We start from the raw sequence: 15,846 nt of genomic DNA, 5'->3' as shown, positions 1-15,846 counted from the left end.
AGGAGGCAGCAGTGGTGGAGCGGGGAGGTTCCGGTGTTCCCGGGGGGCGGCGCAAGCAGCGTGTGTCCATGGCCGACGTCGCCAAGCTCGCGGGCGTCTCCTCGCAGACGGTCTCGCGGGTCTCCAACGGTCACCCGGGGGTGATCCCTGCCACGCGCGAGCAGGTCCTGGCGGCGATGCGGGAACTGGGTTACCGCCCCAACAGTGCCGCGCGGGCGCTGCGGTACGGCCAGTTCAACACCATCGGCGTGATCCTGTTCAGCCTGTCCTCTACCGGCAACAGCCGCACGGTGGAGGCGATCGCCACGCACGCGGCGGCCGAGGGGTACGCGATCACCCTGATCCCCATCGACGTCCCGACGCAGGACAACGTCCTGGGGGCCTTCACGCGGATGGGCGAGCTGGCCGTGGACGCGGTCATCGTCATCATGGAGATCCATCTCCTCGACACCGGGACCGTCCAGCTGCCTCCCGGCGTGCATGTCGTCGTCGTGGACTCCGACGCCGGCGACCGCTACAGCGTGGTCGACACCGATCAGGCGGACGGCGCGCGTCAGGCCGTACAGCATCTGCTGGAGCTGGGGCATCGGACCGTCTGGCATGTGACCGGTCCGCAGGCCTCCTTCTCGGGACAGCGACGGGCCCAGGCCTGGCGTGCGGTCCTCGAGGAGGCCGGGCGGCCGGTGCCGCCCGCGCTGTACGGGGACTGGTCGGCCGAGTCCGGTTACGCGGCCGGGCTCGAGCTCGCCGAGAAGCCGGACTGCACGGCCGTGTTCGCCGCCAACGACCAGATGGCGCTGGGACTGCTGCGCGCGTTCCACGAGCGCGGGCTGTCCGTGCCGCACGACGTCAGCGTGGTCGGTTTCGACGACATCCCCGACGCGGCGTTCTTCGTGCCGCCGCTCACCACCGTCCACCAGGACTTCGCGGAGGTGGGCCATCGCTGCGTCCAGAAGGTGCTCCAGCAGATCCGCTCACACGGGGGCGGACAGCCCGGTACCGATCTCGTCCCGACGCGTCTGGTGGTGAGGGGGAGCAGCGCGGCGCCTCGGAACTGACGCTACTGTCACTCGTTCGGAGTTCTTGGGAACTGGGGGAAGCGGCTGTGATCGTCTGGATAAACGGCCCGTTCGGCGGCGGGAAGAGCACGCTCGTGGAGGAACTGCGTCCGCGACGGCCCGACGCGCTGGTCTTCGACCCGGAGATGGTCGGCGCCGTGCTGCAGGAGATCGTGGACGTGCCGACCGGTGATTTCCAGGACCTTCCGCTGTGGCGACGACAGGTCGCCGACCTGGCCGTCGGTCTCGTCGAGGAGTACCGGCGCCCGCTCCTGGTCCCCATGACGCTGGTGGAACCCCGCTACCTGGGCGAGATCTTCGGCGCCCTGAAGGCCGCGGACATCGTGGTCCACCACTTCTTCCTCAAGGTCGCGCCGGAGGTCCTGGTGCGGCGGATCGACGCGCGGAGCTTCTTCCCCGACGATCCCGCCCGGGAGGAACGGGTGCGGGCATGGTGCAAGGCCCGCATCGAGGTGTGTACGGCCGCGGTCGACACCCTGCCCGGCGACACGGTGTTCCTCGACGGCGAGTCGACCCCGGCGGCACTGGCCGACCAGGTGCTCGCCCGCGTCGGTTGACCTTGCCCCAAGGGGAGCCCGCAGCATCGCTCCATGGTGCGAGGCAGACGGCTGCTGGTCGACGTACGGCCCCTGCGGGCGGGCGAGTTCCGGCGATTGTGGGCGGCCGGGATCGTGACCGCCCTGGGATCTCAACTCACCGCGGTCGTCGTGCCGTTGCAGATCTACGAGTTCTCCGGCTCGTCGGCCTACGTGGGGCTGGCCGGTCTGGTGAGCCTCGCCCCGATGGCCGCGGCGGCGCTGTGGGGAGGGGTACTCGCCGACGTACGCGACCGGCGGCGGGTGCTGCTGACGACCACGATCGGCATCGGGGTGACGTCGTTGCTGCTGTGGGTCCAGGCGTGGGCGAATCTGCGGTCGGTCGCCGTGCTGCTCGTGCTGGTGGCCGTGCAGCAGGCCCTGTTCGGCGCCAACTCCACGGTGAGCAGGGCCGTGACACCGCGTCTGGTGCGGCCCGAGTTGCTTGCGGCCGCCAACGCGCTGCAGTCGACGGTGCTCCTGTCCGCCGGGATCACCGGGCCGCTGCTGGCCGGTGGTCTGCTGCCGGTCGTGGGCAGCCGGACGCTGTATCTGGCGGACGCGGTCGCCGTCTGCGCGACGGTGTGGGCCGTGTGGCGACTGCCGGCTCTTCCCCCGGACGGCGCCGGTGAGCGGCGACAGAGCGCGGTTCTGCGGCTGATCGCGGACGGCGTACGGTTCGTGACGCGGCGTCAGGTTCTGCTGGTGGTCTATCTCGCCGACTTCGCCGCGCTGTCCCTCGGTCTGCCCACGGCACTGTTCCCGCAACTGGCGGCGGAGACCTTCCGCCCTTCGGACATCGGGGTGCTGTACGCCGCCGTCTCGGCCGGCGGCGTACTGGCGGGGTTGTTCTCGGGGGCCTTCACGCGCGTCGGCCGCCACGGTGTCGCGGTGGCCGTGTCGGTCGGTGTGTGGGGCCTGGCGGTCGCGGGGTTCGGGCTGGCCCACTCGCTCGTCTCCGCCGTGGCCTGGCTGCTGCCGGCCGGCGGTGCGCTCCTCGCGCTGGGGGTCTTCCGGAAGACGGTGCTGCAGAGCGCCGTTCCCGACGGGATGCGCGGCCGGCTCCAGGGGATCGACACCGTGGTGGCCGTCGGAGGACCACGGCTGGGCGACCTCCTGCACGGCACGGTCGGCGCCGCTCTCGGCGTCACGTGGACCGTCACGGGCGGCGGTGTCCTGACCGTCGTGGCGGCGCTCGCCCTCCTCCTGCTCTTCCCGGGGTTCCGGAGCCTCACTTCAGGGCCAGCGGTAGCGAACCGAGGCCGCTGAGGAAGTTGGAGTAGACCGGCTTGGAGGGGCCGGTCCGTTCCATGTCCTCCACCAGGTCGCGCAGCCCCTCCAGGACCGCTCCGATCTCCGCGCGGGCCAGGTAGGCGCCCAGGCAGAAGTGCGGGCCGTAGGCGAAGGTGCAGTGCTTGTTGGGGGTGCGGTCGAGGCGCAGCCGTCCGGGGTCGTGGAAGACCCGCTCGTCGTGGTTGGCGGAGGCGTTCCACACCGTCACGATGTCTCCGGCGCGGACCGGACGGCCGGCGATCTCGGTGTCGGTCGTGGCCGTGCGGCCCGAGTGCAGTGCCGGGGTCGTCCAGCGCAGGATCTCCTCGACGGCCGTGTCGACACCGGCATCGCCCTGCTTGAGTGCCTGCCATTGGTCGGGGTGCTCCACCAGGGCCAGAGCGGCGCCGACCATGGACAGCCGGGCCGTCTCGTCACCGCCGAGGATCAGGCTGTAGCAGTTGAGCATGATCTCGTCGTCGTCCAGCGGAAACCCGTTCACCTTGCTTCCGGCGAGCAGCGCGATGACGTCCGCGTGGCCGCTGTCACGGCGGTCGCGGGCGAGGTTCGCGAAATAGAGCAGGATCTCGCTCTTGGCGATCCAGGCGTCGGCGGCGGTGCCGTCGGCGTCGTGGGAGCCGAGGGCCGAGGAGGTCAGGCTCAGGACATGGGCGCGGTCGCCCTCGGGCACGCCGAGCAGGTCGCAGATCGCCCCGAGGGGGATGCCGGCGGCCACGTCGTCGGCGAAGTCGCAGTTCCCCTTGTCGATGGCCTCGCGCAGCAGCCGGTCGACCGTGCGGCGCACGCTCGCCACGACCGGCTGGAGGGCGCTCGGGGTGAACGCGGACATCAGGACGCGGCGCAGTTCCCGGTGCCGGTCCCCGTCGGTGATCGCGAGCATGCGGCCGGCCGCCGAGTCGCCGCCCGCGAGCAGGGTTTCCAGGACGTTGCCGCCCTCGGAGGTGAAGGTGGTGTTGTCGCGGTACACCGAGGTCACGTCGGTGTGCCGGGTCACCACCCAGAAGCCGGGAGCCGTTTCGGTGGCCGGGTTCCAGTGGACCGGCTCATGGTCTCTCAAGTGGCGCCACACGGCGGACAGTTCGTCCTCGGCGTGCAGCCGCGGATCCGCCAGGTTCAGCGTGTCGAGGTCTTCCGGACCGATCGTCCGCCGCGTGGTCATCGTTCGGCTCCCCCTGCTCTATTCGCCCATGGCCCGGATCAGGCTCTTGGGCCGCATATCGGTCCAGTGCTGTTCGACGTACTCCAGGCACTCCTGGCGGGGCGCCCGGCCGTGGACGACCGTCCAGCCGGCCGGCACCTCCGCGAAGGCGGGCCACAGGGAGTGCTGGCCCTCGTCGTTGACCAGCACGAAGTGCTCGAGGGTGTCGTCGTCGAACGGGTTGGCGCTCATGCGGGGTTCCTTCCGTGGGTTGCGGTGTTCAGTACGGGGCCGATCCGCTCCAGCGGGCCCGGCCGGGTCATCTCCCCGTGGACGCACGGGATGTCGTGGTTGTCGACGCGTCCGTCGACGTACGGCTGCCAGGCACGGTGGCGCTCCGGGTGTGTGTCCGGATCCTGTGCGGCCGTGAAGAACAGCAGGTCACCGCGGTACGACGTGGGGGCGAACTCCTCCATCAGCCGTCGGTTTCCGGCGGTGACCTCGACCAGGGCGGCGAGTTCGGCGTCGTCGAGGCTCGCGGTCATGTCGGGGACGCGGCGCACGAGTTCGGCGAAGCGGGTGTCGGTGAGGGGCTCCGTGTCGTCGGGTCGGGGGCGGCCCAGGATGCCGAGCAGGCTGCGCAGCAGCGCGGGCCGGTCCGTCGCGCGGGCGCCCCGGTCGATCCAGATCCCGGGGAAGGCGTCGAGCATCGCCAGGAGGGCGACTTCGTGGCCTTCCTTCTGGAGGGTGGCGGCGACGTCGTACGCCACCAGGCCGCCCATGGAGTAGCCGAGCAGGTGGTAGGGGCCCTCGGGCTGGATCTCGCGGATGCGGGCGAGATGGTCGGCGACCGTGGCCCGAAGGGTGTCCGTACGCGGGCGGCCGGGGATCAGTCCCCGCGACTGGAGGCCGTACAGCGGGCGTTCGGGGTCGAGGTGGCGGGCGAGTCCGGCGAAGCCCCAGGCGAGACCGGAGGCGGGGGGCAGACAGAAGAGGGGTTCCTTGTCGCCCCTGGTGCGCAGGGGCAGTACGGCCTCCAGGGGCGCCGCGCCCGACGTGCCACCCCGCAGTCGCTGGGTCAGTCCGGCGACCGTGGGGGTGTCGAACACCGCGCGCAGGGGCAGTTCGGCGCCGAGGTCGGTGCGGATGCGGGCGGTGAGGCGGGGGGTCAGCAGGGAGTGGCCGCCGAGGTCGAAGAAGCTGTCGTGGATGCCGACGCGGGAGGGCTCCAGTCCGAGGACGTCGGCGACGATCGCGCGCAGCCGTTCCTCGTGCGGGGTGCGCGGGACGCTGGTGGTCTCGGCAGGTGCGGACGGGTCCGGCAGGGCCGTGCGGTCGGTCTTGCCGCTGGCGGTGCGCGGGAGAGCGATGAGCGGCACGACGGTGGCCGGGACCATGTGCGCGGGGAGCGTGCCGGCCAGGTGCTCGCGCAGACGATCGGGGGCGGCATCACCCACAGTGTCCCCCACGACGTAGGCCACCAACTGCTGGTCATCGCGACCGTCCTGACGAACCGCCACCGCGGCCTGGGTCACCGCGGGGTGTGCGGTGAGCACGGCCTCGATCTCGCCTAGTTCGACGCGGAAGCCGCGGATCTTCACCTGGTGGTCGGCGCGTCCGACGAACCGCAGCCGTCCGTCACGGCCTCGGACCGCGAGGTCCCCGGTCCGGTACATCCGCTCCCCCGGCGCTCCGAAGGGGTCGGCGACGAACCGCTCGGCGGTGAGTGCCGGGCGGCCGAGGTAGCCGCGGGCGGGGCCGCCGCCACCGAGATGGATCTCGCCGACGATCCCGTCGGGGACCGGCCGCAGGGCCTGGTCCAGAAGGTGGACGCGGTTGCGGGCGAGCGGGTCACCGAGCGGCGGTGAGCCTTCCACGGTGTCCTCGTCGGAGCGCCAGGCCGTGGCGTAGATCGTCGTCTCGGTGGGCCCGTAGAAGTTGACCAGCCGCGCTGCGGGGAAGGCGGCCCGGAGGTCTTCGCGGAGCTGTGCGGGGATGGGCTCACCGCCCAGGGTGACGGTGTGCGGTGCGGCGTCGGGACGTTCGGCGATCACGCCCGCCATGACCGACGGTACGCCGCTGATCAGCCCGGCGTCGGTGCCGGAGGCGGTGAGGGACAGCAGGTCGTCGACGAGTTCGACGCGTCCGCCGCACAGCAGCGGGGCGAAGATCTCGAACACCGAGACGTCGAAGTTGAGCGAGGTGGAGAAGAGGACCTTCCGCAGAGCCTCGCGGCCGAAGGCGCGGTGGGTCCACTCCACGAACTCGACGGCGTTGCGGTGGGTGGTGAGGACTCCCTTGGGGCGCCCGGTCGAGCCGGAGGTGTAGGTGATGTAGGCGAGGTTGCCGGGAAGCGGACGCTGTGGCGGATACTCCTGATATTCCGTCATATCGTTATCAGGCGGAACAAGTTGGGTTCCCGCCGGAAGCACTTCTGCTGTGTCGGCCGTGGCCAGTACCGCCACCGGCCGGGCTTCCTCGACGATGTACGCGAGCCGGTCCTTGGGGTACGCGGGGTCGAGCGGCAGATAGGCGGCCCCCGACTTCAGTACGCCCAGGACGGCCACGACCAGGTCGGGGGTGCGGGGCAGGGCGATACCGACAACCCGTTCCGGACCGGCGCCGAGCGCGGTGAGCCGGTGGGCCAACCGCTCCGCCCGCGCGTCGAGTTCGCCGTACGACAGACTCGTGCCGCCCGCTCGTACGGCCTCCGCGTCGGGTGTGGCCGTCGCCTGGGCCGTCCAGAGGTCGGTGAGGGTGCGGGGCGCGGGAGCCGGTTCGGCGGCCGGGTCGGGGCGGGGATCGCTGCTGGGATCGAGGAGGCCGAGGCGCCCGAGCGGGAGGTCCGGGTGGGTGGCGAAGGTCTCCAGGATGCGGACGAGGTGGGCGAGTTGGGCGTCGGCCCAGCCGTCCTCGAAGAGGTCGCACCGGTGGGCGAGGCGGAAGCGCAGGCGTGGTCCGGGGAAGGCGACGAGGGTCACGGGATAGTGCGTGGCGTCACGGCCGCTCGTGCCGGTGATGTGCAGGCTGTCGGAGGGAGCCGTGTCGTCCATCGGGTAGTTCTCGAACACGACGAGGGTGTCGAAGAGTTCGGGCAGGCCGGTGGTGCGCTGGATGTCGGCGAGGCCGAGGTGGTGGTGGTCGAGGAGGCTGACGTAGCCGTCCTGGACGTCCCCCAGCAGCTCGATCAGCGAGCGGTCGGGCCGGAGCCGTACGCGAACCGGCACGGTGTTCACGAAGAGCCCGACCATCGACTCGACGCCGGGCAGGGTGGCGGGGCGTCCGGAGACGGTGGCGCCGAACACCACGTCGTTCCGGCCGGTCATCCGGCTGAGCAGGATCGACCAGGCGGTCTGCACCAGGGTGTTGGCGGTGACGCCGAGCCTGCGGGCGAGGGCGGTGAGGGCGGCCGCGGTGATTTCCGGCAGTTCGGCGCGGGCCTGTGCCAGTGGGCCGGGGCCGGGGTCGGGCGGCGCCAGCCGGGTCGGTTCGGTCACTTCCTCCAGGGCCGTCCGCCAGGCGGTCTCCGCGGCGGTGCGGTCCTGGCGGCCGAGCCATTCCAGGAAGGTGCGGTAGGCGGGGGCGGGCGGGAGTTCGGCGTCCGACTTGTAGAGCGCGAGGAGTTCGCGCACCAGGACGGAGACCGACCAGCCGTCGAGCAGGATGTGGTGGTGGGTGACGAGGAGCCGGTGCCGTCCGTCCGGCCGGCGGGCCAGGGTGCAGCGGATCAGGGGTGGGGTGGCCGGGTCGAAACCGCGGTCGCGGTCCGCGTCGAGGAGCCGGGACCAACCGACCTCGGAGTCGACGTCGGTCTCGGTCCACGGCAGGGTCGCGCGGTGCGGGACGACCTGCACGGGCGCGCCCCCCTTGCGGCGCCGGAAGGCGGCGCGGAGGTTGGGGTGGCGGTCCAGCAGGGCCTGCCAGGCGGCCCGCAGCCGTCCGGGGTCGACCGGGCCTTCGAGGTCGAAGACCAGCTGCACGAGGTACACGTCGGCGGCGTCCCGCTCGTGCTCGTACACGGCGTGGAAGAGGAGGCCCTCCTGGAGGGGGGTCAGGGGCAGGACGTCGGCCAGCGCGGGCTGGGTCATCGCATCGTCTCCTTCCGTGCGCGTCAGCCCTCGAGGCCGGCGGCGAGTTCGTCGAGTTCGTCCGCGTCGAGCTCTGCCGACAGCAGGGCGCCCGGGGCCTGCGGTGCCATACGGGCGGCACGGTCGGTCAGCGCGGTGAGGGCGGCGAACCAGGCCCCGGCCAGCTCCCGTACTTCGGACTCGGTGAGCACCCCGTCGGGCCAGGACCAGTCGGCGACGAGCCGGGGGCCCGCCGGGGTGTCGTGGACGACCGCGTTGAGCTCGAGGGCGTGGGCGGCGGCGAGGCCGGGGTCGGTGCCGCTGCCGAGTGCCGGGGACTCCGGGGCGAACGACCACGGGCTGTCGGTGGCCGGGGCCGTGGCGAACCGGCCGAGGTAGTTGAAGCCGATCGGGGGTGCGGTCTGCTGGGCCAACTCGCCCGCGGTGTCGGGGTTCAGGTACCGCAGGAGGCCGAACCCGACACCGTGGTCGGGCAGTTCACCGGTCCGGTCGGCGACTCGGCGCACCACACCGTCGGCGGCGGGACCTGCGGCCAGCGCGTCCCGCAGGTCGAGGCCCGCCAGGTCGACATGGACCGGGTAGAGGGAGGTGAACCAGCCGACCGTGCGCGAGAGTTCGAGGCCGGGTGCGATCTCCTCACGGCCGTGTCCCTCGACGTCGACGAGGACGTGCGGGACGTCCTGGCGTGCGGCGACCGCCAGGGTGAGCCCGGCGAGCAGCACGTCCTGCGGTCCGGCGCGGAACGCGGCGGGCACGCTGCCGAGCAGCGGGCCGGTCACGCCGGCTTCCAGGGTCAGGCGCAGTGACCTGGAGGTGGCCGCGGTGTCCTTCGCGGGGTCGAGCGGTCTGGCGCCGAAGGGGGCGCACGGGGCGTCGTTCAGCCGCCGCCACAGCTTGGCCTCCGCGCCTCGTGTGCACGCCTGCTCACGCAGCATGGACGACCAGGCACGGAACGACGTGCCGACGGGCGGCAGGTGAGGCTCGCGCCCCTGTGCGACCGCCTCCCAGGCCGCCTCCAGGTCGGGCACGAGGATCCGCCAGGACACACCGTCCACGGCCAGGTGGTGGACGACCAGCAGCAGCCGTCCGGGGCGGTCCCGGCCCGCGTCGAGCCATACGGCCCGCAGCATCGCGCCGGTCGACGGGTCGAGCGTGCCGAGCGCACGGTCGAACTCCTCGGCCACGACCGCATGGAGATCGTCCTCACCGCTGACATCCCGTTGGTCCATGACGACGGCGACCGAGCCCACCTTGCCGACCTCCATCGAACGCTCCCCGGTGAGCCGGGACCGGAGCATGTCGTGGTGGTCCACGAGCGCCTGGAGGCTGCGGGTCAGCCGGGGCGCGTCGGCGTCCGCGGGCACCGTCAGCAGCACCGACTGGCTGAGCCGGCCGATCGGACCGCCGCGCTCGACCAGCCAGTGCATCACGGGCGTGAACGGCACCGGCCCGACGCCCTCGTCGGCGTCGCCGACGTTCGAGGCGCCCACGGGACCGCGTGCCGCCGCCGCGAGGGCGGCCACCGTCTGGTGCTCGTACACATCGCGCGGGCTGATCACCACCCCGGCCTCGGCGGCCCGGCTCACCAGCCGGATCGAGGAGATGCTGTCGCCGCCGAGCGCGAAGAAGCCCTCGTCGAGGGTGAGCCCGGGAAGCTTCAGCAGGTCGCGGAAGAGCTCGGCGAGCACCCGCTCGGCGGGCGACCTCGGCTCACGGGCCGCTTCGAGTGCCGTCGGCGTCTCGGGAGCGGGCAGGGCCCTGCGGTCGAGCTTGCCGTTGGGGGTGAGCGGGAGGGCGTCCAGGACGACGACGGCCGAGGGGACCATGTACTCCGGGAGCAGCCGGTCGGCGTCCCGGCGCAGTGCGGCCGGGTCGGCGGGCGGGTGTCCGGGGCGGGTGGTGACGTAGGCGATCAGGCGCCGCTCCCCCGGCTCGTCCTCGCGCATCACGACGGCTGCCTGTGCGACCGCGGGGTCGCGGGCCAACGCGGCCTCGACCTCGCCGGGTTCGATCCGGAAGCCGCGCAGCTTGACCTGCTCGTCGGCGCGGCCGAGATACTCCAGCTGTCTGTCGGGCGACCAGCGGGCCAGGTCGCCGGTGCGGTACATGCGGTCGCCGGGGCCGCCGTACGGGTCGGCGACGAAGCGCGCGGCGGTCAGGCCGGGGCGGCCGAGGTAGCCGCGGGCCACGCCGGTTCCCGCGAGGTGGAGCTCGCCGGCCGTGCCGGGCGGCACCGGGCGCAGCCAGGCGTCCAGGACGAGGGCGCGGGTGCCGGTGACGGGGCGCCCGATGGGCGGGGCCTGGTCGCCGGTGAGCGGGACGGCGATGGTGGCGCAGACCGTGGACTCGGTGGGCCCGTAGGCGTTGGCCATACGGCGGCCGGGCGCCCAGCGGGCCACCAGTTCGCCGGAGCATGCCTCGGCGCCGACGACGAGGGTCTCCAGGTCGGGCAGCTCACTCGGCGGCAGCGTGGCGAGGGCGGTCGGCGGGATCAGGGCGTGGGTGATCCGCCTCCGGGTCAGCTCCTGTTCGAGTTCCTCGCCCAGCAGCGGCCCCTGCACGTCCGGGACCACCAGGGTCCCGCCCGCCGCGAAGGCCATCAGCAGCTCCATCACGGACGCGTCGAAGCCGGGCGCCGAGAACTGCAGGACCCTGCTGTCGGGACCGAGTCCGAAGCGCTCGATCTGTGTTCGCGCGAGGGCGGCGAGCCCTCGGTTCTCGACGACCACGCCCTTGGGCGTGCCGGTCGAGCCGGAGGTGTGGATGACGTAGGCGGCGTGGTAGGGGTGGTGGCCGGTGGGCGGTTCGCCGGGGGTGCCGTCCGTCGTGAGGTCGGTCAGGACGTGTGCCGGTCGGGCGTCGGCCAGCAGGGCGTCGATGCGGTCGGCGGGGAGTGCCGGGTCGACCGGGAGGAACGCGGCGCCGGACAGGGCGACCGCGAGCAGGGCGACGATTCGGTCCACGGACCGGGGCAGTCGTACGGCCACGAGGTCGCCGGGGCCGATGCCGCGCCCGGCGAGATCGCCGGCCAACTTCCCCGCCTTGGCGTCGAGTTCGGCGTACGACAGGTCGTTGAGTGCGGGCGCGTCGGGCCGTTGCCGCACCTGCCGTGTGAACATCTCGGCCAGGGACTCGGGCTGTACCGATCCCCGGTTCGCGTTCCAGGCGTCGAGGCGGGCGTGCTCGTCCTCGTCGAGGAGGTCGACGTCGCCGATGCGCCGGTCCGGGTCGGTGGCGACGGCGTCGAGGAAGTGGATCAGTCTGTGGGCCAGTCGGCGGGCGGTCTCCGGCTCGAAGAGATCCGTGCTGAACTCGGCGACGCCGTCGATGCCCGCCGGGGTGCCGTCGTCGTTGCGGTGCTCGGTGAGGTACAGGGAGAGGTCGAAACGGGCCGCTCCCGTCACCACCGGTTCACGGGCGACGCTCAGGCCGGGCAGGGTGGGGACGAGGTCCGCACCATGGCCGGTGTAGGCCAGCATGACCTGGAAGAGGGGATGGCGGGCGAGGCTCCGCTCGGGGCTGACGGCGTCCACCAGGAGGTCGAACGGCACGTCCTGATGGGCGTAGGCGGCGAGGTCGAAGTCCCGGACGCGGGCGAGGAGTTCGCGGAAGGTGGGGTTGCCCGAGGTGTCGGTGCGCAGGGTGAGGCTGTTGACGAAGAACCCGACGAGGTCGTCGAGCCGCTCGTCGCTCCGGCCGGCGACGGGGGTGCCGATGGGCACGTCGGTGCCGCAGCCGAGCCGGGTCAGGACGGCTGCGAGTCCGGCCTGGAGCACCATGAAGAGGGTCACCCGCTGTGCGGCGGCCAGGTCGGCGAGGCCGGCGTGGAGGGCCGGGTCCAGGGCGACGGCCGTGCGATCGCCCCGGCCGCTGGGTTCGGCGGGCCTCGGGTGGTCGGCGGGCAGCGGGAGTTCCTCGGGGATGCCGGCCAACGCCGAACGCCAGAAGTCGATCTGATCGGCCATCATGCTGCCGGGGTCGTTCTCGTCCCCGAGCGACTCGCGCTGCCAGTGCGCGAAGTCGGCGTACTGGACGGGCAGGGGCGGCCACTCGGGCGCCCGCCCTTCGCGGCGGGCCGTGTAGGCGCTCTCCAGATCGCGGGCCAGCGGCCGCATGGACCAGCCGTCGACCGCGCTGTGGTGGGCGAGCAGGAGGAGGACGTGGGTGTCGTCGCCGAGGTCGTACAGGGTCACCCGCAGGGGCGGTTCCGCGGAGAGGTCGAAGCGGCGGCCGGCGGCGCTCTTGAGCAGCCCGGGAAGTTCGGCCTCGGTGGTGCGGACGACGTCCAGGCGTGGCCTGGCCTCCGCCGGGGCCAGGATCCGCTGGTACGGGGTGCCCTGGACGTCGGGCTGGAGGGTGCGCAGCGGCTCGTGGCGGGCGACGACGTCGGCGAGCGCCTCCGCGAGCGCCTGCCTGTCCAGGGGGCCGGTCAGGCGCAGGGCCGCGGGGACGGTGTAGGTGGTGTGGCCGCCGTCCAGGCGGCTCATGAACCACAGCCGCTGCTGGCCGTAGGAGAGTGGTATCGGGTCGGGACGGCCCGGCAGCGGGAGGAGGGCGCCCCGGTGTGCGTCCCGCGTCTCGCCCAGGCGGGCGGCGAGGGCCGCCGGGGTGGGAGCCTCGAAGACGGCCCGTACGGGCAGCGCGGTGCCGAAAGCGGTCCTGATCCGGTCGGTGAGGCGCATGGCGAGCAGGGAGTCGCCGCCGAGGTCGAAGAAGGCGTCGTCCGCGCCGACCTGGTGGGCGTCGAGCCCGAGGACTCCGGCGAACAGGCCCCGGAGGATCTCCTCCTGCGGGGTGCGCGGGGCGCGGCCGGCTCCGGTGACCATGGTGGCCGCGGCCGGGATCGGGAGGGCCGCGCGGTCCAGTTTGCCGTTGGCGGTCAGCGGGAGCCGGTCCAGGACGACGACCGCGTGGGGCACCATGTGCTCGGGCAGGGTCCGTGCGAGGTGGTCCCGCAGCGACACCGGGTCGGGCGTGCCTTCGGACACGGCGTACCCCACCAGCCGCCCGTGACGGACCAGGACGACCGCGCGGGACACCTCCGGATGGGCCGCCAGTGCCGCCTCGACCTCGCCCGGCTCGATCCGGAAGCCGCGGATCTTGACCTGGTCGTCGGCCCGGCCGACGTACTCCAGCTGCCCGTCGGTAGTACGGCGTGCGAGGTCGCCGGTGCGGTACATCCGCTCGCCTGGCCCGCCGAAGGGGTCCGCGACGAACCGGCCGGCCGTCAGTCCCGGGCGGCCCAGATAGCCACGGGCCAAACCCGCGCCGGCCACGTACAGCTCACCGGCCACGCCCGGCGGTACCAGCCGCAGACCCGCGTCCAGGACGTGGGCGCGCAGATCGGGGAGGGGCTCGCCGATGCCCTCGCACCGCTCCCGGGTGAGCGGGAGGCCGGTGACGTGGACGGTGGTCTCGGTGATGCCGTACATGTTCACCAGGGCGGGGGCATCCTCGGGGTGCCGGGTGAACCAGTCGGCGACGGGCGTGACGTCGAGCGCCTCCCCGCCGAAGACGACGTGCCGCAGGCTCAGTTCGGCGTCAGTCCGCGGTAGTTCGGCGTCGGCCCGCACCAACTCGCCGAAGGCCGAGGGGGTCTGGTTGAGGACGGTCACCCGCTCCCGGGCGAGCAGCCGCAGGAACTCGTGCGGATCCCGGCTGACCTCGTGCGGTACGACGACCAGCGTGCCGCCGTGCAGCAGTGCTCCCCACAGTTCCCAGACGGAGAAGTCGAAGGCGTAGGAGTGGAACAGGGTCCACACGTCGTCGGGGCCGAAGCCGAACAAGTGGCGGGTGGACTCGAAGAGGCGGGTCACGTTGCCGTGCGGGACGGCGACGCCCTTCGGTCGTCCGGTCGAGCCGGAGGTGTAGATGACGTAGGCGAGATGATCACCCGTCAGCTGCGGGAGATCCGCGACGCACGGGGAGCTGCCGTGGTCGTCCAAGGTCAGTACGGGTACGCCGGTGTCGGGCAGGCTCGGGGCCGTGTCCCGCGTGGTGAGGAGCAGGACGGGTGCCGAGTCGCTGAGCATGTACGCGAGCCGCTCGGCCGGATACTGCGGGTCCAGCGGGACGTAGGCCGCGCCGGTCTTCAACACCGCCAGGATCGCGACGACCAGGTCCGTGGAGCGGGGCAGCGCGAGGGCCACCAGGCGTTCGGGGGCGGCGCCCCGGGCGGCCATCACGGCGGCCAGCTCCGTGGCCCGGGCGTTCAGTTCGGCGTAGGTGAGACGGGTGTCGCCGTGGACCACCGCCGTCGCGTCGGGGGTGCGGGCCGCCTGGCGGGCGAAGAGGTCGGTCAGGGCGCCGGACGGAGCGGCCGACTCGTGCGCGGGGACCCGCGCAGAGCCGCCCGTGAGCTGCTCCCGCTCCTGCGGCAGCAGGGCCTCCACCTCGCCGAGGCGGCAGGACGGGTCGGCGGTCAGCTGAGCCAGGACCGTGGCGAAGCGGTCCAGGAGGGTGCGGGCGCCGGTCTCGTCGTACAGGCCGGGCCGGTAGGACAGACGCAGGGCCAGGCGGCGGCCGGGCAGGACGGCGAGGGTGAGGGGGTAGTGGGTGGCGTCGCGGCCGGTGAGCTGCGTGACGGGGTCCTCGCCCGGCCCGATGGCCGTGGGGTGGCTCTCGAAGGCCAGCAGGGTGTCGAAGAGGTCGCCGGTGCCGGTGGTGCGCCGGATGTCGGAGAGACCGAGGTGTTGGTGCGGGAGCAGGGCCGCCTGTCGCTCCTGGAGAGCGTTCAGGAAGGCGCTGACGGTGTCGGAGTCGTCCCAACGCACGCGTGTGGGCACGGTGTTGATGCAGAAACCGACCATCGAGGCCACGTTCCGCAGTTCGGGCGGGCGGACGGTGACGGTCTGGCCGAACACCGTGTCGGTGCGGCCGGTGAGGCGGCCGAGCAGCACGCCCCAGGCGCCCTGGACCAGGGTGTTGAGGGTGATGCCGAGATTGCGTGCCGCGCTCTCGGCGTCGGCCGTCGCCGGCTCCGGGAGTTCGACGACGAGCTCGTGCGGCAGCACCGCCGTACGGGCCGCCGTCCCGGGGGCCAGGAGGGTGGGCTCCTCGACGCCTTCCATCGCCTTCTGCCAGGTGGTCTCAGCGGCGGCGCGGTCCTGTCGGGAGAGCCAGCCGAGGTAGTCGCGATACGGCGGGGGCGGAGTCAGGGCGGTGGGGTGCTCGCCCGCGTACAGGGCGGTGAACTCCCGTACCAGCAACTGTTTCGACCAGCCGTCGAGCAGGATGTGATGGTTGGTGATCACCAGGCGGTACCGGTCGGCCGTCCAGCGGACGAGCAGGTGGCGCAGCAGCGGGGGCCGGGACAGGTCGAAGCGGCGGGCGCGTTCCTCGTCCAGGATCCGCCGCCAGGCGGTTTCCCGCTCGGCGTCGTCGGAATCGCTCAAGTCCGTTTGGGACCATGGCAGTTCGACGTCTGCGGGGACGATCTGGAGAGGGGCCGCGGACTCCCGGCGGCGGAAGCAGGCACGCAGGTTCGGGTGCCGGTCGAGCAGGGCCTGCCCCGCGGCGCGCACAACGGCGGGATCGACGTCACCGGTCAGTTCGAGGATCTGCTGGGCGGCGTAGACGTCGGGTGCCTGGTCGTCGTCGTACAGGGCGTGGAAGAGCAGCCCTTCCTGCAACGGCGACAGGGGCAGGATGTCGGCGATTCCGGACCGGGTCAC

7 protein-coding genes are annotated in these 15,846 nt (G+C 72.7%); 3 read left to right on the top strand and 4 right to left on the bottom strand.

Annotated features, from left to right (window positions below):
- The first annotated feature begins 11 nt into the window (after positions 1-11).
- Genes M2157_RS42465 through M2157_RS42455 form a run of 3 tightly spaced genes read left to right on the top strand, consistent with a single transcriptional unit; the run spans position 12 to position 2,923 of the window.
- Positions 12-1,058, top strand: a complete 1,047-nt coding sequence (locus tag M2157_RS42465; protein ID WP_280855826.1) for a LacI family DNA-binding transcriptional regulator — start codon at positions 12-14, stop codon at positions 1,056-1,058.
- 47 nt (positions 1,059-1,105) lie between these two features.
- Positions 1,106-1,636: an AAA family ATPase gene (locus M2157_RS42460; protein WP_280867843.1), complete on the top strand. Its 531-nt coding sequence runs from the start codon at positions 1,106-1,108 to the stop codon at positions 1,634-1,636.
- A gap of 33 nt (positions 1,637-1,669) precedes the next feature.
- Positions 1,670-2,923, top strand: coding sequence for an MFS transporter (locus M2157_RS42455; protein WP_280867842.1), 1,254 nt, complete (start codon positions 1,670-1,672; stop codon positions 2,921-2,923).
- Here M2157_RS42455 and M2157_RS42450 read toward each other — a convergent pair.
- Genes M2157_RS42450 through M2157_RS42435 form a run of 4 tightly spaced genes read right to left on the bottom strand, consistent with a single transcriptional unit; the run spans position 2,886 to position 15,846 of the window.
- Positions 2,886-4,106: a cytochrome P450 gene (locus M2157_RS42450; protein WP_280867841.1), complete on the bottom strand. Its 1,221-nt coding sequence runs from the start codon at positions 4,104-4,106 to the stop codon at positions 2,886-2,888. The two genes, M2157_RS42455 and M2157_RS42450, sit on opposite strands and share 38 nt — an antisense overlap.
- Before the next feature lie 18 nt (positions 4,107-4,124).
- Entirely contained in the window at positions 4,125-4,337 is a 213-nt protein-coding gene (locus M2157_RS42445; RefSeq protein WP_280867840.1) for an MbtH family protein, read from the bottom strand.
- Complete coding sequence (locus M2157_RS42440) at positions 4,334-8,173, bottom strand: amino acid adenylation domain-containing protein (RefSeq protein WP_280867839.1); 3,840 nt, start codon at positions 8,171-8,173, stop codon at positions 4,334-4,336. The genes M2157_RS42445 and M2157_RS42440 overlap by 4 nt, the downstream gene beginning before the upstream one ends.
- Before the next feature lie 23 nt (positions 8,174-8,196).
- The gene (locus tag M2157_RS42435) at positions 8,197-15,846 is read right to left on the bottom strand and encodes a non-ribosomal peptide synthetase (protein WP_280867838.1); all 7,650 of its coding nucleotides are present in this window, start codon (positions 15,844-15,846) and stop codon (positions 8,197-8,199) included.

The organism is Streptomyces sp. SAI-127 (assembly GCF_029894425.1).
Lineage (GTDB): Bacteria > Actinomycetota > Actinomycetes > Streptomycetales > Streptomycetaceae > Streptomyces.
This window is presented reverse-complemented; position numbering and strand designations above follow the sequence as displayed.

What these genes read in the sequence shown, in the direction of transcription:
- M2157_RS42455 (WP_280867842.1), top strand. Translation starts at nt 1,670, where the DNA reads ATGGTGCGAGGCAGACGGCTGCTGGTCGACGTACGGCCCCTGCGGGCG.
- M2157_RS42450 (WP_280867841.1), bottom strand. Translation starts at nt 4,106, where the DNA reads ATGACCACGCGGCGGACGATCGGTCCGGAAGACCTCGACACGCTGAAC.
- M2157_RS42440 (WP_280867839.1), bottom strand. Translation starts at nt 8,173, where the DNA reads ATGACCCAGCCCGCGCTGGCCGACGTCCTGCCCCTGACCCCCCTCCAG.
- M2157_RS42445 (WP_280867840.1), bottom strand. Translation starts at nt 4,337, where the DNA reads ATGAGCGCCAACCCGTTCGACGACGACACCCTCGAGCACTTCGTGCTG.